This window comes from Sinorhizobium numidicum (assembly GCF_029892045.1).
In the GTDB taxonomy this organism is placed as follows: Bacteria; Pseudomonadota; Alphaproteobacteria; order Rhizobiales; family Rhizobiaceae; genus Sinorhizobium; species Sinorhizobium numidicum.
Map to the genome: position 1 here is coordinate 1,346,365 of NZ_CP120367.1, position 21,208 is coordinate 1,367,572.

At 60.3% G+C, this 21,208-nt stretch carries 21 protein-coding genes and 1 pseudogene; 8 read left to right on the forward strand and 14 right to left on the reverse strand.

Going from position 1 to position 21,208, the window contains the following annotated elements; all coding sequences use genetic code 11:
• Positions 1 to 119 precede the first annotated feature (119 nt).
• From PYH37_RS06410 to PYH37_RS06440, 7 genes and pseudogenes are all read right to left on the reverse strand, one after another.
• A pseudogene (locus PYH37_RS06410) lies at positions 120 to 1,098 on the reverse strand (DUF3618 domain-containing protein).
• Entirely contained in the window at positions 1,095 to 1,514 is a 420-nt protein-coding gene (locus PYH37_RS06415; RefSeq protein ID WP_280730610.1) for a phage holin family protein, read from the reverse strand. The pseudogene PYH37_RS06410 and the gene PYH37_RS06415 overlap by 4 nt, the downstream one beginning before the upstream one ends.
• Complete coding sequence (locus tag PYH37_RS06420; RefSeq protein WP_280730611.1) at positions 1,507 to 2,097, reverse strand: nutrient deprivation-induced protein; 591 nt, start codon at positions 2,095 to 2,097, stop codon at positions 1,507 to 1,509. Before PYH37_RS06420 ends, PYH37_RS06415 begins: the two co-directional genes overlap by 8 nt.
• 309 nt (positions 2,098 to 2,406) lie before the next feature.
• A complete protein-coding gene (locus PYH37_RS06425) occupies positions 2,407 to 3,177 on the reverse strand; it encodes a FadR/GntR family transcriptional regulator (RefSeq protein WP_280730612.1) in 771 nt (256 codons plus the stop codon).
• Positions 3,178 to 3,264: 87 nt separating this feature from the next.
• Positions 3,265 to 4,545, reverse strand: coding sequence for a TRAP transporter large permease (locus PYH37_RS06430; RefSeq protein WP_280730613.1), 1,281 nt, complete (start codon positions 4,543 to 4,545; stop codon positions 3,265 to 3,267).
• Between the two features lie 2 nt (positions 4,546 to 4,547).
• Complete coding sequence (locus tag PYH37_RS06435) at positions 4,548 to 5,051, reverse strand: TRAP transporter small permease (RefSeq protein WP_280730614.1); 504 nt, start codon at positions 5,049 to 5,051, stop codon at positions 4,548 to 4,550.
• Positions 5,052 to 5,105: 54 nt separating this feature from the next.
• Positions 5,106 to 6,083 (reverse strand): TRAP transporter substrate-binding protein, encoded by a 978-nt coding sequence (locus PYH37_RS06440; RefSeq protein WP_280730615.1) that lies wholly within the window; start codon positions 6,081 to 6,083, stop codon positions 5,106 to 5,108.
• Between the two features lie 333 nt (positions 6,084 to 6,416).
• Here PYH37_RS06440 and kduI point away from each other — a divergent pair, with 333 nt between their 5' ends.
• Genes kduI through kduD form a run of 3 tightly spaced genes read left to right on the forward strand, consistent with a single transcriptional unit; the run spans position 6,417 to position 8,381 of the window.
• Positions 6,417 to 7,259 (forward strand): 5-dehydro-4-deoxy-D-glucuronate isomerase, encoded by an 843-nt coding sequence (gene kduI, locus PYH37_RS06445; RefSeq protein ID WP_280730616.1) that lies wholly within the window; start codon positions 6,417 to 6,419, stop codon positions 7,257 to 7,259.
• Positions 7,260 to 7,269: 10 nt separating this feature from the next.
• Positions 7,270 to 7,608 (forward strand): cupin domain-containing protein, encoded by a 339-nt coding sequence (locus PYH37_RS06450; RefSeq protein WP_280730617.1) that lies wholly within the window; start codon positions 7,270 to 7,272, stop codon positions 7,606 to 7,608.
• Between the two features lie 17 nt (positions 7,609 to 7,625).
• Entirely contained in the window at positions 7,626 to 8,381 is a 756-nt protein-coding gene (kduD, locus tag PYH37_RS06455) for a 2-dehydro-3-deoxy-D-gluconate 5-dehydrogenase KduD (RefSeq protein WP_280730618.1), read from the forward strand.
• 77 nt (positions 8,382 to 8,458) lie between these two features.
• On the opposite strand, the gene PYH37_RS06460 is transcribed toward kduD, so the two are convergent.
• Positions 8,459 to 9,373 (reverse strand): RNA polymerase sigma factor, encoded by a 915-nt coding sequence (locus PYH37_RS06460; RefSeq protein WP_280730619.1) that lies wholly within the window; start codon positions 9,371 to 9,373, stop codon positions 8,459 to 8,461.
• Positions 9,374 to 9,538: 165 nt separating this feature from the next.
• Here PYH37_RS06460 and PYH37_RS06465 point away from each other — a divergent pair, with 165 nt between their 5' ends.
• The gene (locus PYH37_RS06465) at positions 9,539 to 9,949 is read left to right on the forward strand and encodes a hypothetical protein (protein WP_280730620.1); all 411 of its coding nucleotides are present in this window, start codon (positions 9,539 to 9,541) and stop codon (positions 9,947 to 9,949) included.
• 95 nt (positions 9,950 to 10,044) lie between these two features.
• Here the strand turns inward: PYH37_RS06465 and PYH37_RS06470 are convergent, their stop codons facing one another.
• Positions 10,045 to 10,251, reverse strand: a complete 207-nt coding sequence (locus PYH37_RS06470; RefSeq protein ID WP_280730621.1) for a hypothetical protein — start codon at positions 10,249 to 10,251, stop codon at positions 10,045 to 10,047.
• A gap of 173 nt (positions 10,252 to 10,424) precedes the next feature.
• Here PYH37_RS06470 and PYH37_RS06475 point away from each other — a divergent pair, with 173 nt between their 5' ends.
• On the forward strand, positions 10,425 to 11,162 hold the full coding sequence (locus PYH37_RS06475; protein WP_280730622.1) for a DUF1614 domain-containing protein: 738 nt from the start codon (positions 10,425 to 10,427) through the stop codon (positions 11,160 to 11,162).
• Positions 11,163 to 11,235: 73 nt separating this feature from the next.
• On the opposite strand, the gene PYH37_RS06480 is transcribed toward PYH37_RS06475, so the two are convergent.
• Positions 11,236 to 12,177: a LysR family transcriptional regulator gene (locus PYH37_RS06480; RefSeq protein WP_280730623.1), complete on the reverse strand. Its 942-nt coding sequence runs from the start codon at positions 12,175 to 12,177 to the stop codon at positions 11,236 to 11,238.
• A gap of 139 nt (positions 12,178 to 12,316) precedes the next feature.
• Between PYH37_RS06480 and PYH37_RS06485 the strand changes: the two genes are divergently transcribed.
• A complete protein-coding gene (locus PYH37_RS06485) occupies positions 12,317 to 13,777 on the forward strand; it encodes an MFS transporter (protein ID WP_425336045.1) in 1,461 nt (486 codons plus the stop codon).
• 288 nt (positions 13,778 to 14,065) lie between these two features.
• Positions 14,066 to 14,290 (forward strand): hypothetical protein, encoded by a 225-nt coding sequence (locus PYH37_RS06490; protein WP_280730625.1) that lies wholly within the window; start codon positions 14,066 to 14,068, stop codon positions 14,288 to 14,290.
• 431 nt (positions 14,291 to 14,721) lie between these two features.
• Here the strand turns inward: PYH37_RS06490 and PYH37_RS06495 are convergent, their stop codons facing one another.
• From PYH37_RS06495 to PYH37_RS06510, 4 genes are all read right to left on the reverse strand, one after another.
• Complete coding sequence (locus PYH37_RS06495; RefSeq protein WP_280730626.1) at positions 14,722 to 15,498, reverse strand: transporter substrate-binding domain-containing protein; 777 nt, start codon at positions 15,496 to 15,498, stop codon at positions 14,722 to 14,724.
• A gap of 168 nt (positions 15,499 to 15,666) precedes the next feature.
• Positions 15,667 to 17,961 (reverse strand): PBP1A family penicillin-binding protein, encoded by a 2,295-nt coding sequence (locus PYH37_RS06500; protein WP_280730627.1) that lies wholly within the window; start codon positions 17,959 to 17,961, stop codon positions 15,667 to 15,669.
• Positions 17,962 to 18,208: 247 nt separating this feature from the next.
• Positions 18,209 to 19,468, reverse strand: coding sequence for a cation:proton antiporter (locus PYH37_RS06505; protein ID WP_280730628.1), 1,260 nt, complete (start codon positions 19,466 to 19,468; stop codon positions 18,209 to 18,211).
• Positions 19,469 to 19,685: 217 nt separating this feature from the next.
• Positions 19,686 to 20,060 carry an Lrp/AsnC family transcriptional regulator gene (locus tag PYH37_RS06510; RefSeq protein ID WP_342394618.1) on the reverse strand — a complete coding sequence of 125 codons (375 nt, stop codon included), beginning with the start codon at positions 20,058 to 20,060 and terminating at the stop codon, positions 19,686 to 19,688.
• 187 nt (positions 20,061 to 20,247) lie between these two features.
• Here PYH37_RS06510 and PYH37_RS06515 point away from each other — a divergent pair, with 187 nt between their 5' ends.
• Positions 20,248 to 21,195, forward strand: coding sequence for a DMT family transporter (locus tag PYH37_RS06515; RefSeq protein WP_280730629.1), 948 nt, complete (start codon positions 20,248 to 20,250; stop codon positions 21,193 to 21,195).
• The last annotated feature ends 13 nt before the right edge of the window (positions 21,196 to 21,208 follow it).

Sequence of the window (21,208 nt, forward strand, 5' to 3'; positions counted from 1 at the left end):
AAGTAGACGCCCGGTTTTGTGGCCCGCGTCATCCGCGCCGCCGACAGGGATCCTCGGCATGCCTGGACCTGCGATGATCGACGTCAGGGCGTCAGTTCCAGGCCGAGCACGCAGAACCACTATTCCCGAGACGTTTCGCGCACTCGGTCCCTGGCAGCGTCGTGGGCTTCCAGTGAGTGGGGCATCTCACGTTTTTTGCAAGAGATCCTCCGCAGTTCCGATCGCTTCATCGACCGTTGCGCTTGCCTTCGTCGCGAGGTTATCGCGCATTTGATCCGATGCCTCACCCATTGCTTCGTCCTCGGTCTCGGTGTGGGGCAGCGCAGCCCCTATTGCCGCGCCGACGGCAAATGCAAGCGCACCGCCGACCAGAGGCTGGTCACGGAAATGTTTAAGAATGGTCGCATTCAGGCTCGCGCTCTGGTCTTGCAGCGTTTTGCCAGCGGCTTGTACGCTGTCGGCAAGCGACTTGCCGGTTTCCGCAATCGAGTGAGACATGCGGCTGGCCGTGTCACTCATCTGCCGCCAAGTTCTTGACGCCCAGCCCGAGGCTTCGTCGAACAGCGCACCGGTCTCATCACGTATGTCTCCGATCTGCTTGCCCGCTGCGTCGGCAAAGCCGCGATAAACATTGCCACTTGGGTCGACGAAGTGGCCCGCCCGGCGACCGGCGGCGTCCGTCAAGGCCCTGAAGCGACTACCGCCTTCATCCGTGAAGTGGCTATACCGTTCGCCGAAGCTCGCCTCTACCGGACCGATTCGCCTTATGGAACCCGTCACGGTTGCGAGCGGATAATCGTCCGGTTCATCATCCTGCCCCGTCGATCCCGGTGCGCGGGATCCCGGATTGGCCATCAACCAGGCGAGACTAACTCCCATTAAAGCAACAGGAATGGGGTTCGCCTTAAGTGCCGTGCCGAGGTTGCTCACATACTCGGCTCCGCCGCTCGTCTTGGCATATTCGAGCAGCTCGTCCATCAGTTGACCAGGCGACATCCGTTCCTGGATCACGTGGAGCTTTTCTTCTATCCGCTGGCGATCGGCTTCGATCTCTCGCTGCAGCTCGGCAGCCGAGTGCATCTCGGTGGAATCGTTCATTGCACCCTCCTCTTCACCACGGTGACGTCGCGCTGGAGTGAAGCTGCCGTCCTGTCGAGCCTGAGACTGCTGCCACGCAAGGTCGAGAGGCCGCGCGAGACCATGATCCAGGAGAGGAGTGCCACCACGAGGCCTACGATCGCCGCCGACAACGTTTCGGCATTCGCCACGGTCATACCCTGAGCCACGAGAAACGCGGCCAGTCCTTTGACGACAGCACCCAAGAGCAGGCCAATCGCAGCTATAGCGAAAACCAAGCCGATAAGAAGCGTCTCGAGACTCCCTATCGCGCGGTCCAGCTTTTCGGATGCCTCGGTCTTCGCCAGATCGATTTCCTTTCGGAAGAGCCCAGAAATATCCGCCACTAGACCGGTAACGAGTTCCGATAACGGGCGTTCGTCTCGATGATTAGCCATTGTGACGATCCTCCTCAGAGTGTGACCCGCCTTCCCGTAGCCGGGCACTTCCTGATGGCGGGGAGTAGGCCTGGGAGATGCGCCGCCTGGTGTGGCGCTGAGCCGAGGCTGTCAGGAACCGACTGGCAGCCAGTCCCGCAATCGCTGCGATGCCAAGGAAGGCGAGTGGCTGCCTTCTGCCGAAGTCCTCAGCCATTGCGGCAATCTCCCCGAGCTCGCGATGCTCGACGTCCTGCGCAAAACGCTGAAGCGAATTGCCGATCTGCCTGGCGTAGCGGCCGAGGTCTTGTTGATCCGACTGTTCAAGCTCAGTGCCGACTTTCTCGATGGCCTTTGCGATGCCGCTGAGTTGGCGTGCTGCCAGGTTCTTCTCGTCCTTAGCGGCGCGTTTGACAGCCGTTTTGGCTTGCTCCGTCTGGTCATCGGCTAAACGTCCGACCTCATCCAGGTCTTGGCGCACCGCTTGCTGCAAGGTACGATCTGCCGCGCCCTCGGTCCCCGCACCAAGCGGACTGTCACCACTGTGCGGCGTCGTTGCAGGCAACCCAGATTGGTCGCCGGGGCCGGTTGTTTCATCGCTCATCGTGCTCCTCCCGTCATGGAATTCGGATTTTTATCCAATCCGAACAAACCCCTTGACGCTTTGTTCCCTTGGAAGAGAGGCTAGGAAAACGGGATGGCCGAAGGGCGCGATGCGAGATCTGGGCAGAGCTCGGCACAAGATTGCAGCAGCCAGCTAAGGGAAAGCCGAGCAAAGCATCCGCACCCTTTTTTGTTGAGCTTCGATGCAACCAATCGAGCCGGCGGCAAGCAAAAGCCTGCTCATTGGACGGCCAACGAAACCGGAATCGAACCGTGAAGAATGAAAATAGGACGATAGCGTCGAAAGCTCTTAGCCGACGTTGCTCGCATATTGTACCCGACGCTCGAGGAGCCTGGCTCGATAGCGTTGCTGGCTGGCCGCCAGATGGGCGCGCATCGCCTCGCGCGCGGCGTCGGGATCGCCGGCGAAGATGGCGTTCATGATTGCCAGGTGCTCTTTCTGCAATTGGGCCTGGTAATCGTGCGAAAGCACCTCTTCGGTCGCAAACGGGGACGTAACGTCGCAGGGAATCGTCCGCGCGCCGAGCGCGTCCAGAACTTCCACATAGAAGGGATTGTTGGTCGCCTCGGCGATGGCGCGATGGAAAGCGAAATCCGCCGTGCCCGTCGGCTGGCCAAGTTTCAGCAGACGGTCGAATTCGAAGAATCTTTCCTGAATCTGCGCTTCCTGCGACGAATTGCGCCGAACCGCCGCAAGGGCAGCGCTTTCCATCTCCAGCGCGATGCGGACTTCAAGGACGTTCAGCGCATGCGAGATCTTGCTGGTAATCTCCGTGGTCTTGGGCACCGAGAATCCAGACTTGGCTGGCTGTCCAAGCACAAAGATACCGGCTCCCTGGCGCGTCTCGACCAGCCCGTCGGCGACGAGAGCCGCGATGGCCTCGCGCACCACCGTTCGGCTAACCTGGTACGCTTCGGCGAGTTGGGTTTCCGTCGGCAGCTTCTGGCCGATTGCGATTTGCCCGGACAGAAAATCCTGCCGCAAGTTAGCAGCGATGCGCTCGGACAACTTCTGCCGCCGCGATGTTTTCAGCTCCGAGGGTCCAGGTATCGTGTTCAAGTTATTCGGTCTTCGTTTCAGGAGCGTAGAGCTCCGAGGATATAGCCGGCGCGGGATCTGTTCAATGATGCCGCGCCGAGATCGATTTCATTTGAAGAGGCTGGGAAGCCAGAGCGAGGCCGCCGGAATGTAGGTGACCAGCAACAGCACGGCAATCGCGGCGGCATAGAAGGGCCAGATCGTGCGTATTGCCGCCCAGATCGGGATCTTGCCGACGGCGCAGCCCACGAAAAGAACCGCTCCGACCGGCGGCGTGCACAGGCCGATGCCGAGGTTCAGGATCAGGATCACGCCGAAATGCACCGGGTCCATTCCGAAGGCCGTGACAACCGGCAGGAAGATCGGCGTGGTGATGATGATGAGCGGCGACATGTCCATGAATGTGCCGAGGAAGAGAAGCAGAATGTTGATAAGTAGGAAGATAAGGATCGGCTGATCGGTCAACGACTGCATGAACGCAATCATCGCAGTCGGTACTTTGAGATAGGCGAGCAGCCAGCCAAACCCGGCAGCCGTGCCGATGATCATCAACACCATGGCGGTCGTGCGTACGGCGCCGAGGGTAGCGTCGACGAAGGCCTCCCAGCTGAGTGATCGATAGATGACAGCGGTGACCAACGCCGCGTACACAATGGCGATGCAGGAGCTCTCCGTCGCAGTGAACACGCCGGATCGTACTCCGCCGAAAATGATCCCGATCAGCACCAGGCCTGGGATCGCCGCTACCGCCATTGCACCGATCGCCGCAAAACCGGGGAAAACTCCTGTGGGATAGCCGCGCTTGCGGGCAACGACATAGGCCGCGATCATTAGGGCGACCGCGAGCATGAGTCCCGGGAGGACACCTGCCGTGAACAGGTCCGCGATGGAAATGCGGCCGCCGCCGGAAATCGAGTAGATGATCATGTTGTGCGACGGAGGGATGAGGAGCGCGATGATCGCGCCAACGGAGGTGACGTTGACGGCATAATCGGCGTCATAGCCGCGGGCTTTCATTTGCGGGATCATCAGTCCGCCGATGGCCGAAGCATCGGCAATCGCCGAACCGGAAATGCCGCCGAACATGGTAGAGGCGACGATATTCACCTGGCCGAGGCCTCCCCGCAGATGCCCGACGAGCGAACCGGCGAGAGCGACGAGACGGGCAGCGATGCCACCGCGCACCATGAGATCACCGGCGAAAATAAAAAACGGAATGGCCATGAGCGATGAGATGGTCACGCCGGCGGTCATGCGCTGGAAAACGACGACCGGCGGCACGCCGAGGTAGAGCACCGTCGCAAATGTGGAAACGCCGATGCAAAAGGCGATCGGTGTACCGATGGCAAGGAGCAACGCAAAGGTCAGAAAGAGAACGAGCAGTTCCACGGCTATGCCTCCGAGCCTTCAAGACCGCCGAAGCGCTGCAACAGGTGCTCGAGCGTGAACAGACAAATCAACACACCGCCGGTGGTCACCGGGAGGTAGCTCATTCCACCTGGGAGATCGAGCGCCGGAATCCGCGTATTCCAGGTTCCCGCGATCAGTTGGGAACCATAGAAGACCATACCGAAACCAAAACCGAGGACCACTAGGTCGGAGATAGTGCGCATGATACGGCTTGCGCGGGGCCCTGCATTCGCCAGCAGGACATCGAAGCCCAAATGATACCGCTCGCGCACGCCGACTGCCGCCCCGAGAAAAATGAACCACGTCATCAGCATGGTGGCCGCAGCGTCCGTCCAGCTCGGGCTGGAGTTCATGACGTAGCGCATGAAGACCTGATAGGCGATCGCCGCCGACATCAGCACTAGGCCGAGACCGGCGAGCCAGAGTGCGACCGAGCTGACGAGACCGAGAACGCGGGTGGTTGGAGCAAGAACGATTGCCGTCATGAAAATTCCTTCCAGAATTGACGGGCGGTGCGCGCACCGCCCCGCCCTGCTCACTCACTTGACGGCGACAATCCGCTCATAGAGGGCCCTGATCTCCGCATCTGCAAGGTACTTGTCGTAGACCGGCTGCATGGCATCGACAAAGGGCTTCTTGTCGACCTCCACGACCTTGCTTCCCGCAGCCTCGACGGCAGCGCGCGCGGTCTTCTCAGCGGCCTCCCACAGTGCCCGCTGCTTGGCGACGCTTTCCTTCGCAGCCTGCCGGAAGATTTCCTGGTGTTCCGGGCTCAACTTGTCCCAGGTGGCCTTCGACATAGCGAGGATCTCGGGGACGATCAGATGCTGGTCGAGGCTATAGTACTTGGCGATTTCCGCATGTTTTGAAGATTCATAGCTCGGCCAGTTGTTTTCCGCCCCGTCGATGACGCCGGTTTGCATTGCGGAATAGACCTCCCCATAAGGCATGGGCGTTGCGTTGGCGCCCAGCGCATTGACCATATCGACGAAGATGTCCGACTGGATCACGCGCAGCTTCAGTCCCTTGAGGTCCGCAGGACTCTTCACCTCTCGCTTGGTGTTGTAAAAGGAGCGGGCGCCGGCATCGTAAAAAGCCAGCGCCACAAGATTGTGCTTTTCAAAAGCCTTAAGGATCTCATCGCCGATCTCTCCATCGAGCGCCTTGCGCATGTGCTCGGTCGAGCGGAAGACATAAGGTAGCGACGGGACAATCGTTTCGGGAACGATGTTATTGAAAGGGCCCATCGACACGCGGATCATGTCGATCACACCGAATTGCGCCTGCTCAATGACATCCTTTTCCTCACCGAGCTGGCCAGAGTGAAAGACATCGATGGAATAGGCGCCGTTTGTGCGCTCCTTTACCAACGCGCTCATGTACTTGACCGCCTCGACGGTCGGATAACCGTCCGGATGGGTGTCGGACGACCGCAATACGGTTTCAGCCCTTGCTGTTGATAGCAGCGCTCCGACGGCCAGCGCCACAAGCGCAACTCGCTTCAAATTCTTCAACATTGAAATCCTCCCTAAAGTGCCCTCTTGACCTTCCCCCTCGGACGGCAACTCCTCCAGGAACCGTCCAGGGCGCCACACCGGCAAATACGGCGCGCCGAAGGCTTGAGCAGGTAAGGGCGCAATGGATTTCTTGTCAAGCAAATTTGTCTAAATCTTATCTGCATGTCGTCGTACAACTTGTCAGTTGCGTCTCGGACGCTGATCAACCCCTCTCAAACGCTAATCCCCGATGCAGGCCGACTTGGAGCATTTCGAAAGATTTCATTTCGAGTTCGGCTTGCCCACCAGGTGAGGATATGTATGATGACTTTCAGACAAGTTTAGGGGAGACGGATGACCCATACGGATTACACGATACGCTTCGCAGTCGATCCGAAAAGCGCTGCGCGGTACGATACCGCGGAGCTGCGTGAGCAATTTTTGTTGCCGCAGCTATTTGTACCGCAGCGAATAAAGCTCCACTATACGCACTACGACCGCATGATCGTCGGGGGAGCGATGCCGATCTCCCGGCCTCTTCAGCTCGAAACAATCAAGCCCGCGGGTACGAATGATCTGCTGGCGCGCCGGGAGTTGGTGGCGGTAAACATAGGTGGAGCCGGCTTCGTGACGGTCGACGGAGAGCGCATACGGGCAGAGCCGCGCGACATGGTCTATGCCGGTATGGGATCTTCGGTCGTGTTCGAGTCCGCCTCTCCCGAGACGCCGGCGAAATTCTATCTGCTCAGTGCGCCCGCACACGCCCGCCTGCCCGCCAGACATATCGGCGTCGACAAGGCCAAACGCATCGATCTCGGCTCACCGGCGACGAGCAACGAACGTACGATATTCCAGTTCATCCATCCGGAAGGTGCCAGCACATGCCAGCTCGTCGTAGGGATGACCACCCTCGCAGCGGGTTCGACCTGGAACACCATGCCGTGTCACATCCATGACAGGCGAATGGAGGCCTATCTTTATTTCGATCTCGCCGAAAACGCGCGGGTGTTTCATTTGATGGGCGAACCCCAGGAGACGCGGCATCTGATCCTCAAGAATGAAGAGGCCATTGTTTCCCCCGGGTGGTCGATCCATTCGGGCGTAGGCACGTCCAGCTACAGCTTCATCTGGGCAATGGCCGGAGATAATGTCGACTACACCGACGTCGATCTGGTCGCGATCGAAGATTTGAGATGAGGTGACGGAGATGAGTTCGAACAGTCTGTTCGTATCGGCAACCGAGGCAGAATGGACCAGCCCCGAACCGGGCGTGACCCGGCGGGTCATGACCTACCTGCCGGAAATGATGATGGTCGAGGTCGTCTTCGAAAAGGGCGCCGTCGGACAACTCCATTCGCACCCCCACGTCCAGTCCAGCTATGTGGCGGAGGGTCGTTTCGAAGTGACCATCGACGAGAAGACCCGGGTTCTCGAACGGGGAGACAGCTTCATTGTCCCGTCCAATCTGGTCCATGGGGTCAAGGCTTTAGAAAGCGGGCGGCTGATTGATACCTTCACCCCCTACCGGGCCGAGTTTGTGAAATAGCGTCAAGTGGGGACCTAATGACCAATCTGTTCGATCTCAGTGGTCGCGTCGCGATCGTGACCGGCGCCAACACCGGCCTCGGCCAGGCAATAGCCGTCGCCCTGGCGGGAGCCGGGGCCTCGATCGTTGCAGTGGGTCGCTCTTCCATGGATGAGACGGAAGCTGCAGTGGTGAAGGCAGGCCCCCGGTTTCATGCGATCAGGGCCGACCTTAATACCCTCGATCCCATCGCAAGTATCGTTTCTGAGACGGTCGGCGTTTTCGGAGGGCTTGATATCCTCGTTAACAATGCCGGCATCATCCGCCGCGCCGACGCGATCGACTTTACCGAAGCCGACTGGGACGAGGTCATGGACGTGAATCTGAAGTCCGCCTTTTTTTTCGCGCAGGCGTCCGCGCGTCACATGCTTCGAAATGGTGGCGGCAAGATCATCAACATCGCCTCCATGCTTTCGTTCCAGGGCGGCATTCGCATCGCCTCATATACCGCTTCGAAGAGCGGACTTGCCGGCCTGACGCGACTGCTCGCCTGCGAATGGGCGGCGCACGGCATCAACGTGAACGCGATAGCGCCCGGATATTTCGTCACGAACAATACGACTGCATTGCGAGAGGATCCGGAGCGAAACGCCAACATACTTGGCCGTATTCCCGCGGGCCGCTGGGGCGAGCCATCGGATCTCGGCGGCGCAGCGATATTTCTTTCCTCAAAGGCGTCCGACTACGTTCACGGCACCATTCTGCCGGTCGACGGCGGGTGGCTCGCCCGCTGACCGATCGTCACCATGCCGCGTGATGCGGGCGGCGATGCGCCATTCGTGCAAGCCGCTGGTCCGTGGTGCAGCGTTCCTTACGAGAGCTGCAGGATTTCCGCGCCTTCGATCGCATAGCGTGCATGATGGAAGTCGACGATCGTCCGAAGACCCTCGTCGGACCATTTCAGCACTATGAAATAGGACGGCTTGTCAGGCGCATCGCCGTCCAGATAGACCACCGCCGCCGGGTGTCCATCGACTAGCGCCGGAGACAATCGCCAGCCGACCATTCTCTCGTAGTTGGTGAAGTACCGCCCGGTCTCAGGCCGATCCTTCAGCGCCACATTGGCGACGACCTCGACGCGCACTTCGGTTGCGAGCATGCTGCGGATCGCGTCGAAGTCGCGGGCGTTGAAGCGTTCCACATAGGTCAACAGACGAGCGTTTTCGATGGGCGACAAACGCGGTATCGGTCGGTCATCGTGCTCGAGCGACAGTCGTTTCAGGTGCGCGCGCCCGCGGTGGACGTTAGCCTTTACCGCAGGAATGCTGATTTGGAGAATTTCGCCGATCTCCTTCAGGGAATGACCAAGAACATCCATCAGGATCACGCAGCTTCTCTGTCGCACGGGCAGCCGCGCGAATGTCCTCAGACTGGCGGACGCAACCTCATGCCTGTCGCCGATCAGGTCAGGATCGGGTATGGCATCCACGCTGTCTTCCATTTGAATCTCCGCAGCGCGTGCCCGAGCGCGCAACACATCAAGCGCTCTGTTATGGGCGATGCGCAGGAGCCAGGCTGCAGGATTGGCGATGTGCCCGGTGCGCGGCAGCGCTTGAATCGCTTTCAACAGCGCGTCCTGTACGACGTCCTCGCCGTCAATAACGGACCCTACCATCCGGGCGCAGTAGCGGTGCAGTCGCGGCCGCATGGTCGAGAACAACCGCTGAATGTCGAGGGGCAGCGATTCAGTGCCAGCGCTCGTCGAAGGGTCTCCGCTATCATGCATGCCGATCTACTCCAGTTCCGCAACGCAAATACCCAACATCATGACGTCCGGGTGAGCAAAAAGGATTCAAGCCTCGGCAAAGAATTTCTTTGAATCCTTTAGCCCTCGCCGGGCGTCATTTCGGTACAGATCAAATCCGTTGCCGCAGAGAACAGGAGAGATGAAATGAGCGTGACGATTGTTCGCTATCGCACAAGACCGGAAATGGCCGACGAAAATGAACGGCTGATTTCCGACGTCCTTCGGGAATTGCATTTGAGCGCGCCTGACGGTTTTCGTTATCTCGCCGTCAGGCTTTCAGACAACGAGTTCGTACATTTGGCCTCCTTTGACGAAGGCGCCATGCCGATCACCGAACTCAAGACCTTCCAGACCTTCCGGGCCGGTGGCAAGGAGCGCTGGCTCGGGTCGCCCGCATTTACTGAAGCCAGCATCATTGGCGCATATGGCGCCTGGGGCAGCATGGCGCCGCGAGACCCGACCCGCGCCACCGCCGAGGCGGCGGGTGTCCGGACCGAAGCGTCCGAACCGGAAACACATCCGAGCGAATTTGCAGCACGGGGCGGACCCTCGTGACAACTGGGCCGTTGCTCTCGACGCGAGCGACCACGAGTGCCGGCGACCGTCCTTACCGGGCTTGAAGCGTTCGGCATGAACCAGGCTCCCTTCGGCTAATAGTGAGCGCCGCCGTCCTCCATCGAGTTGTTGTATCTGGCACGCGCCTGGGCCATCGCCCTCTGGTTGCTCTCGGTCCAGTCCACCAGCGCCTGAACCGTCTGCAGGAGCGTGGCGCCAAGCGAGGTCGGCGCATAGTCGACCCCGGGCGGGACGATCGGATGGAAATCCCCACTCTGCCGACCCTCTGTAAAACACGGCAATAATATACATTTACCACTTTGGCGGTGCTTGCTTCATGGACGAGGGATCACGAGGCGCGTCTGCGCTCGGCTATCCGCGCCATACGGCAGCCAAGTCGGAATGGCGGGTGAACTCGGCGCTCTCGCCGGCTCTTCTGACGCCGGTCGGGCAGAGCTTATGTAAGGAGAGATCAATGCGTTTAAGCCAGTTCCACTATCTCCCGCTTTCTGCTCCATTCTTTTCCGTCTTGGTGTTGTTGTTCCTCGTTCTGGTCGTGCTGATCCAGATCAGGGCTTTACACTATGCTTATACGCGTCTCGGCATCAGCGCCCGCGCCGCGCTGCTGCTTCTGTTGAGCTCACTGCTCGGCAGCTATCTCAATCTCCCGGTGGTGGAATTGCCTGGCCAGCAAGTCCTGTCCGGACAGGTGGTCGATTACTTCGGCATGAGTTACGTCGTGCCGGTCGTGGTCGATTGGCCCGGAACCGTGATCGCCGTGAATGTCGGCGGAGCACTGATCCCCAGTTTGATGTCCCTCTACCTGCTCGCCAAGAACAAGTTGTGGGGCCGCGGCTTGTTGACTACCGCCGCCGTCGCTGCAGTGTGCCACTGGCTGGCCCAACCGGTACCTGGTCTCGGCATTGCGCTGCCGGTGTTCGTTCCGGTCATCGTCACCGGGATCGTCGCATTGCTGCTTTCCCGCGAGTATGCCGCGCCGCTGGCTTACATCGGCGGCAGCCTCGGCACACTGATCGGAGCGGATCTGCTCAACCTCGGCAGTCTGCAAGGATTGGGCGCGCCGGTCGCCTCCATCGGCGGCGCCGGGACATTCGACGGGATCTTTGTCGTTGGCATCCTTGCCGTGCTCATCGCCAGCATCTCCGGAGCATTCCGTGGCTCGCGTGCAAACCACCTATCCTCAAGCGATTAACTTTCGGCAGTGCTCTCGAGCAGGTCCTGGTGTTCTGCTGATTTCGAGATCTTGAGGTCCGTTGCGGACGCTGCTACCGAGCGTCGGCTTCGGCGGTGCTTTCGCGTGTCGATGAATCGGCGGGCTGCCCGGCGCAAACGGCTCGAACGCACCCGCGCAGCCAGCGATGCGCTGGATCAGCGTCCAGTCGCGGGTGCCAAAGCAAAGAAACTGTGACCTCCGGCATTAAGACCGGAAGTGAAAAAGAATGCATTCCGACGCGCAAGGCTCCGGTGTGACGTTCGGGGACACTGGCGATCAGGTCGGAGGCCCGGGCGAGAGCCAGCGCGGTCGAAAAGCCACCGACGATCGTGACGATCTCCCGTTCCAGCCCGAGCGGCTTCAAGGCCTCATCGATCGGTCCCTTGTCGAGACCCCGCCGCGAGACGCAGATGTGTCTGCCGCTCGCATAACGCGAGGGAGTGATCTCGCCCTGGCTCAGGGGGTGCCCCATTCGCACGACGCCAATGAAACGGTCCCGGAATAATGCCTGCACACGCACTTCCGGGCCAGTCGTCTCCCCGACAACGCCGGTTTCCAGATCGACGGTTCCGTCGCGAAGTGACGCGCTGTCCTTGTTTGATTTCTGCACGAAGCGCAGCCGCACGCCGGGAGCTTGCCTGCCGACGCGAACGATGAGGTCCGGCCCGAAATTTTCGACAAAACCTTCGCTGGTGCGCAGCGTAAACGTTCGAACGAGCTGTCTGAAATTGAGCTTCTCGGCAGGACGTAAAACGGCTTCTGCGTCCTCTACGAGCCGACGGACCCGCTCGCGGAGTTCGAGCGCACGGGGTGTGGGAACGAGACTGCGTCCGGCTCGAACCAAGAGCGGATCGCCCGTCGTTGCGCGCAATCGCGCCAGCGCCCGGCTCATCGCCGACGGGCTAAGCCGCAACCGTTCAGCCGCGCGCGCAACGCTACCTTCCGCGAGCAGTACATCAAGGATGACAAGCAGGTTGAGATCGTGTTTCGACATGCGTCGACGATAGCACGGATTGGCCGTGACACGGCGTCAAACGCACGAATAACATGCAAATCGTGCGTGTTCCGCCATATCAGGCAAAGGACTAGTTTCTGGCAGCTTCCGTTTCGGGGGCCGCCAGAAAACGGAGTTCGTGTTGAAGCCCACTACCGCAGAACGAGATGAGGCAGTCACCGGAAGGGCGAAACAGGCCCCTTCTGCTCGCTGGGCGCTCGCCAGCCTCTCGCTATCCATGTTGATGTCATCGCTCGGTACCAGCATCGCCAATGTTGGCTTGCCGACGTTGGCACAAGCGTTCACCGCCTCTTTCCAGGAAGTCCAGTGGGTCATCCTCGCCTACCTCCTCGTCATCACCAGCCTGATCGTTGGCGTCGGACGGCTCGGCGACGTTACCGGCCGACGACGGCTGCTGCTTGCCGGGATCTTTCTGTTTACAGTGGCCTCCGGATTAAGCGGCGCCGCGCCAACGCTCGGGCTGCTGATTGCCGCCCGGGCGGTGCAGGGCCTCGGAGCGGCGATCATGATGACTCTCACCATGGCGTTCGTCGGTGAGACGGTCCCGAAGGAAAGGACCGGTAGCGCCATGGGGCTGCTCGGAACGATGTCTGCGATCGGCACCGCGATCGGTCCATCGCTCGGCGGCATTCTGATCTCCTGGCTCGGTTGGCAGGCAATTTTCCTTATCAACCTGCCGCTCGGCGTCCTCGCTCTTCTTCTCGCGCATCGCTACCTGCCCGTTGATCGCATGGCGCAGAAGTCTGACCGGATCAGTTTCGATAGGCTCGGCACACTTCTGCTGGCGCTTATGCTCGCGGCTTATGCGTTTTCCATGACGGTCGGGCGCGGCAGCTTCGGCCCGCTGAACATGGCTTTGCTGTTAGCTGCTGTCATTGGGGTCGGCCTTTTCGTGCTCGTCGAGGCGAGAGCAGCATCCCCTTTGATCCAAGTGGAGATGTTCCGCGACCCAGTGCTGAGTGCGAGCCTCCTGGCGAGCGCGCTTGTCTCGACGGTGATGATGGCGACGTTGGTGGTCGGGCCGTTTTATCTCTCTCGTGCGCTCGGGCTCGGGGCAGCTCTTGTTGGGCTCCTCATGTCGGTCGGGCCGCTTGTCGTCGCGCTGACCGGCGTGCCGGCGGGTCGAATCGCGGACCGTCTCGGCGCACCACCCGTGATTGTCGTTGGGCTCATTGGCGTAGTGGCAGGCTGCTTCATTCTATCTCTGACGCCCGCGACGCTCGGCATTTTCGGCTACATCGCCCCCATTGTCGTCATCACAGCCGGCTACGCGCTGTTTCAAACGGCTAACAACGCCGCCGTCATGACGGATGTCTTCCCGGAGCAGCGGGGGGTCATTTCCGGCATCCTCAACCTGTCGCGCAATCTCGGCCTTATCACCGGCGCATCCGTCATGGGCGCCGTCTTCGCGTTCGCATCGGCGACGACCGACATAACAACGGCGCCTCCCGAGGCCGTTGCCACCGGAATGAGGGTGACGTTCGCGGTCGCGGCGATCCTCATCGTCGTCGCGCTCGCCATTGTGGTTGGAAGCCGTACCTTCGCAACACGCCCTTCGCTTCCTCGAGACGTATCCTGAATCCGGGCGGTTTGCCGGCAGTGCATCCAGATGGTCGGGCACCGGAAACAGAGCACGTTTGCACCCAGCCGTCCTGCGGATCAACTCACGTCCGGCCTCCCGGAGCCGAAAAATCTCATTTGGCGGTCGCTGAAGCAGCCGGGCTCGGCTTTGCCGCCCATTCCGGAACTGTCCCGGCCCCAAGGAGTGACGACACTCTCCGAGAAAGCCTCCCCACAGAATCTATGGTTGAAAACGGTAGTGCCGGCTCCAATTATCCTTTGGGGCAATCGAAATTAGGAGGTGTTCATGAACAGAAACGTGCTCATCGGCATCGGCGTAATCATTCTCATTATCTTGGCGGTCATCTACCTGATGCCGGGACGCGGCGAACAAGCTGCTGAAACACCGCCGGCCGCGCCAACCACCGAAACTGCCCCGACCACTCAGCCGGAGCCGGCTACGCCGCCCGCTTCTGAGCCTGCACCATCAACGCCTGCGCCCGCGCCGACGACGCCCGCCCCAGCTCAATAGTTGAGGGCGAAAGCGCTCATCGAGACAAATGAATAGATGAGTGGCCGGCTCCGGTGGCAAAGGGAGCCGGCCAGATAATGCTCGTCACAGTGGCGGAGTGCGCACAGGACGTTAGATTTAATTGCCACGATGGCCCTCGTTCTTCCCGCCACACCACACGCCAGGACGGCTGCCATCGTTCATTGTCCTGCCTGGGGACAATTTTTCTCGAAAATGCTCAATAATCACGCGAGATCAACCGGCTTATTTTCCGATTGTCCAATTCCGGACACTTCACTCAGACCGGAGATTGAGCATGATCAAGTCCCTCGCATTTGCCGCCAGCACTGCTCTGGGGCGCGATGGCGAGGACCCTGAGCTGAAAGCAGTATGATGGTCCGGACCTCGCCGTTGCAGCATACGCACGCGTACACGTACGGCGGAGAATGCCCTCACTGCATCGCGGCGTCGAGCTTCGCTTTCCAGCCGCCGCTGTTTAGTTCCTTGCGCATGAAAGCATCCACAGCCGCTTTCAAGGCGGGATCCTTACGCAGCAGATAGGCATTCTGGAAATGCGTAAACGGCGCTTTGACCGTAACCGGGCATAATACGCCAGGATGCAGCTTCGATTGCAGATCAACCTCCACCCCGTCGGTCACCATCACGTCGGCCTTGCCTGCGGCAATCTGGTCGAAGATGACTTTGTTATCTGGGAAAACTTCGATTGATGCCTCGTCGAAGTGCTCATGAGCAAATTTGTCGTTGGTCCCGCCTGGATTGACGATCACCCGCACCGGGGGCTCATCGATCGCATCTAGAGTGGTGTATTTGTTCTTGTCCTCGCAGCGGGCAATCGGCCGCTTACCGTCGGTCACATTGGGCACGGAGAAGTCACCCACCTCGGCGCGCGCGGCGTTCACGGTGATGCCGCCGAGGGCGATGTCGAACTTGCCAGACTTGAAATCGTCCAGCATCGTTTTCCAGGTAGTGGTCACAAACTCCGGTTTGACGCCGAGATTGGCAGCCAGATCCTTCGCCATCGCGATGTCGGCGCCCGTGAGCATGCCATCCGCGCCCTTGTAGCTGAAGGGCTTGTAATCGCCGGTCGTGCCGATCTTGATCACGCCGGCCTTCTGGATCTCTGCCAGAGCTCCATCCGCGGCGAAGGCCACACCCGATGTCAGACTGCAAGCCACCATGGCGGCCGCCGCAAGGTAGGTTCGTATCATAGTGTCCTCTCGATAGGTTTGAACGGGGCTCGTCGCCGGCTCACGTGCAGCTTATCGATACCAACCGGGCCTGTCACTCATGGAAGGTCCGGGGTTGAGACGGCGGGGCATATCGAGCAAGCCGCCGCAACATTCGCCGCTAATTGCGATCAGGCGAAGCAGAGCAGGTCATCTCTCGCAGAGCCGGCGAGGACCGCTGTATGGCTGAAACGTGCAATCGGAGGGCCGAAACGAACGATAGGCGCGTGCGCAGGCTCGGAAGTTGCATGAAGCAGAGGCTTCGCTGTCAGGCGCTGAACTATCCCCGGCAACAGCATCGGGCTCGCTTGCTGCACCGCCGTCACCCGCCGCCAACGCCGCGGTCATGAAGTTCCGCCAGATCCGTGCGGGGAGCTTGCCGCCTGTTACCTCGTTCATCGGCGTCTCGTCGTCATTGCCAACCCAAACCCCGACGATCAGCCGTTCGGTGAAGCCAACGAACCAGGCGTCGCGATGATTTTGGCTGGTGCCGGTTTTGCCTGCGGAAAGCGCTCCGAGATCGGCCTCTCGGCCCGTCCCCCGCTCGACGACCAATCTCAGCAAACCGATGAGATCAGGCTGATAGGGACTGAGATCGGTCGTGGGTTGCTTCGGCGGGCCGACGCGGAAAGCGCGCGGCTGATCCTCTGCATGAAAGGATGCGATCCCCCATGGCTCGATCGGTGCAACGCCCGCCCGAACCGAGGCGTAGGCGCCGGTAAGATCGAGCAGGTTCACTTCCGATGAGCCGAGCGCGAGGCTTGGCGTTTCAGACAGTTTGGCATCGACACCCAGTTCCCGAGCGGCGGCGACAACCTTGTCGATCCCGACCTCCATCGCTAGAGCCACTGTCGCCGCATTCAGCGACCGCGCGAACGCCTCGGCTATGCTGACGTGGCCGCGATAGCCGCCGCCGTAGTTTTCCGGGAGCCAGCCGTTGATCTCGATTGGCGCATCCTCGACCAAGTCGAAAGGAGTAAGGCCAGCCTTCAGTGCGGCATAGTAGACAAAGAGCTTGAAGGCAGAGCCAGGCTGGCGCATGGCCGTAACTGCCCGGTTGAACGTGCTCCTTGAATAATCACGCCCGCCGACCATTGCGACCACGGCGCCTTGCGGCGTCATTGCGACCAAAGCGGCCTGGGAGGCGTTAGCTTTTCCGCCTTCCCGTTGAAGTGATTGAGCAACGACCTTCTCGGCGATAGCCTGCAACTGCGGCACCATCGTTGTCTTGACCTTGATCGTGCCTCGATAAGGTCCTGCAAGCTCGCGCGCCTCCTGCATCACCCAATCCGCGAACCAGCTGCCTGACCGCGTCGCTGGCTTTGCCGGGCGGAGCTCGGCGAATCCGGCAGTGGCGGTCTTTGCCTGTTCCGCAGTTATCTTTCCGCCCTTGATCATGGCGTCGAGCACGAGCTCCGCCTGCCGACGGGCAGCCTCCGGATTGCTTAACGGGTTGAGCTGCGAGGGAGCGCGGATGATGCCCGCAAGCGTCGCCGCTTCACCGATGTTGAGCTCGCCTACCTCCTTGTTGAAATAGATACGGGCGGCCGCCGGCACGCCCGTTGCGCCTGCACCGAGATAAATGTTGTTCAGATAGCGTGTGAGTATCTCGTCCTTGCCGAGCTTGCGCTCCAGCCAAAAGGCGATCACCGCTTCCTGGATTTTCCGCTTCCAGGTACGTTCTCGCTCCAGATAGAGGATCTTGATGAGCTGCTGAGTAATCGTACTGCCACCCTGGACGACTTCGCCTGCCCCGACATTCCTGTAGACGGCACGAAAGATGCCCTTCAGATCGATGCCGAAGTGCTCGTAAAAGCGCCGATCCTCCCTGGTGAGCACAGCATCGATGAGGTGCGGGGGAAAGTCTTCGCGCGCCGCGTAGGGTCCTTGGATCGGCCCCTGGCTCACGAGCGGCTTGCCGTCTGACGTTTCAAGCACCACTACCGGTTTTAGCGATCCATCGGCGATTTCGTCCCACGGAACATCGCGTAACGCCCAGGCAAAGAGGACAACTACAAACACGAGAAACGCCGCGGCCGCAACCGCCGCGCATCGTGCAAGGATAGCTCGCCGGCCGCGCTGGCTCACCGGCGTGGCGTACGCGCCTTTCGTGCCCTCGCTTCGCAAGGTCGCTAGCCTGCGAAGGGTCCCAGAGCGCGCCGCCAATTCGGCGACACTAAGCTTCGTCCACGAGAATTTCGTCCGCCGAAACCGCAACCAGCCTGCACCGGCGAGCGTGCGGAGCTTGTTGGTCATTTGACGCGCCGCAACGGGCACTTCCTCGCGCAGTGACCGGCCAAATTTCTGCAGGGCATCGCGGAGTTCGCCAAGCGCTCTGCGACTGCTTACGAATGCCGCGCCTTCGGTAGCGGGTTCGTTGCCGGACCAGGGTTCTTCTGGCCCTTGGCGCTCTGTACCACTGTCCAGCGGGGCGGTTTCCGGCATGCGTGTTCTCGATCTGCTGCTGCCGTACGGGCAGGAGAGTCCATAAGAAGGTCGTTCATTCTGCCGCGCCGATCTTATCTGACGGCAATGTCGCCGTCGATCACGCAGACCATTCGTTCTGGGGACGATGACTTGCGGCGCCGCACAAAGGTCGCTGTAGCACTATGAATTGCATGCAGCAGTTTCGGAATCTGAACCTGAACTTGCCCTGAACGACTGACCTGATACCGGTGTTCCTGCGAACTGACTATGCAGCGCTCGAAGAAGATGCTGCTCTTGCCGCCCGCTTCTGGTCCAGTCGCCGCATAATCGGGGTGACCGTTGTGCCATGCGTGACAACTGAAATCAGCACGATCAGGAATACCGTCACCCAGAGCGTTCGCTCGGTCCCGAATTCGACCTGCCCCGTGGCGAAGGCGATATAATAGAAGGAGCCGACACCCCTGATGCCGAAGAAGCCGATGATCGCTTTTTCCGCAAACGGCTGCGGCAGACCACCGAGGCTTGCCCAGCCGATGATCGGCCGGATGAGGAATATCGTGAGAAGTGCGGCAAGCACGATCTTCCAAGTCAGCGCCGAGACCACCGTCCCGTCGCCGATGATCATGCCGAAGAAGACCATCAGCACCATCATCAGCAGCCGTTCGATCTGGTCGGTGAAGTTGTGCAAATTCTCATGAAACTCGTGCTGGCGCTCAACGGATCGCAGCGTCAAAGCGGCGACGAAGACCGCGACAAAGCCGTAGCCATCGGCCATTTCCGTCACGCCGTAACAGAGGAACGTGAGGCCGATGGCGACCAGCCCGTCACCTGATTTGGCGAGTTGCGTGTTCTTCGGCAGCCTGAAGGTCAAAAAGCCGAGCGCCCTTCCCGTGAGCCATCCGCAAAACAAGCCCGCGGCGATCCTCCAGATGACATCCACCGCGAACCATTCGGCAAATCGGTGGAGATCGAAGGATTGAGCGGATGCGATTGCAATCGCCAAATAGACGAATGGAAAGCTCAGGCCGTCGTTCAGACCTGCTTCCGAGGTCAGCGAGAAACGCACATCGTCCTCCTTGCCGGAGCGCGGAGGCCCGACTTGGACATCGCTGGCGAGAACCGGATCGGTAGGAGCAAGTGCCGCGCCAAGCAGGATTGCAGACGCGACAGGCAGGCCAAGAACGATCCAGCCAACGATCGCGATCGCCGCAACGGTAAGGGGCATTGCAAAGCCCAAGAGCCGCCAGGTGGACATCCAGCCTCGCCAGCCGATCGGGCGGTCGAGCTTCAGTCCTGCTCCCATCAGTGCGACGATGACCACGAGTTCGGAAAAGCGCTCGGTGAGGTGGCGGTTGTCGAACGGGTTGGCAGTGATTGGTGAAAACGGCGACAAAGCGATGGCGACGCCGAGGACGATGCAGAAGATGGGGAGCGACAGCGGAAGCCTCCGCAGCGCCATGGGAAGCCATGCGGTCAGTAGGATGACGATCCCCAGCAGTGTCAGTATGATGATGTGAGCTTCCACGGAGCATTCCGGTGTCTACTGCATGTTTCCTTAAATCGGAGCCGATCTAAGGATAAAAACATGCAGCAGTTTATAGTGCCACAGCGATCTTTGTGGGTCTGAAAAGACGCACGGCGCTGTAGGTGGGCCTTCAGCCGCGGTCCTAGAGCCGCAAGATCGTCGCATGATCATCCGGTCGAGCCCGCCGGATTTCAGACATTCTCGTTGACCTTGCCTTCTATAGGGGCGGCAACCGCCGCTTGACGGAGGTTCCCTTGATGACGGCCGTGCTGGTGACCGCGTGTTCGGAAAGCGCCTCCAGCACATCGTCCATCTCCTCGATGGAGTGCACCACGAGCCGGACGAGAAACGGATCGTCACCGGTGATCTTGTCGCACTCGATGAACTCCGGACGCTCCTGAATCAATTTTTCTACCAGATGCAGCTTGCCGGGCAGCGGCCTGATGCGCACCATCGCCCGGACCTGATAGCCGAGCGGACGTGTGTCTACATCGAGCGTGAAGCCGCGAATGACGCCGATCGCCTCCAGCCGCCGTACCCGCTCCGAAACGCTCGGCGCGGACATGCCGACGATGCGCGAGAGCTCGCTCATCGCGGGCATCAGCATCAAGTGCCGACAGAATTCGAGCATCGGTTTCGTCGAGTGACGATTTTCCGGATTGAAGGAGAGATGGCGCTTTTGCCTTTGACATGGGGATCAGACTAGCCACTTTGCCCCGATCTTTCCATAGAAATTGGCGGTTCAGATTTGCATGATCGTAAAAAGAGAGGAGCACTTCATGCTGATCGGAATCCTTGCCGGCCTCACCACATGTGCGTTGTGGGGTCTCACCTTCGTTGCGCCACGCGCCGTCGATCCCTTTTCTGCATGGGACCTGACCGTCGCAAGGTATGGCACCTTCGGGCTCGCCTGTGCAGTGCTGATGTTGCACCGGCGCTTCCGTCCCGTTGGCTTTTCAACTATTCGCCTGACAATCGGCCTCCTGCTCGGAGGCGCGGGCTACGTCGGTTATTTCGTCAGCGCCGCCTTTGCCGTCCAGCTTACCGGGGCTGCGATGCCGCCTCTTATTATCGGCACAATGCCGGTGTTCTTGGCGCTCATCGCAAATTCACGCGACCGATCCGTTCCGTGGCGGTCGCTCGCCCTCCCCCTTGGTCTGATTGCCACCGGCGTTGCGATCGTCAATGCTTCCGTTTTTGCCGCCGCGCCATCCGGGAGCAGCATGACGATATCGCTCGGCCTAGCTGCGGCTGGCGCCGCCCTTGCGATCTGGATCATCTACGGTCTGATCAATGCCGCCGTCATGCGGGCGGACGATGCTCCGGATGGGTTGCACTGGACCGGCCTGCAGGGGATCGGCGCGGCGCTCGGAAGCTTATCTCTGCTGCCGCTGACATCGTTCGGGACGGTCGCTGCCGTGCCGGCGGCCGATACATATCGTTTTGCCGCATGGGCACTCATGATGGGGATTGCCGGATCCTGGCTCGCTACATGGTGCTGGGTGGCCGCGAGCCGGCGGCTGCCGCTTGCCCTCTCGGCCCAGCTCATCGTCGGCGAAACCATCTTTGGTCTCGTCTACGGCTTCATCTTTGAAACACGATGGCCGATGACCTCCGAGTGGATCGGCGCCGCTCTGCAAATCACGGGAGTCTGTGCTGCCATTGGCGCTTTCAGCAGACCAGCGGCTCCTGTTGTAACGTCGGAAAGGTCAGTGGCAGGGGCCTGAGTTGCGGTGCACC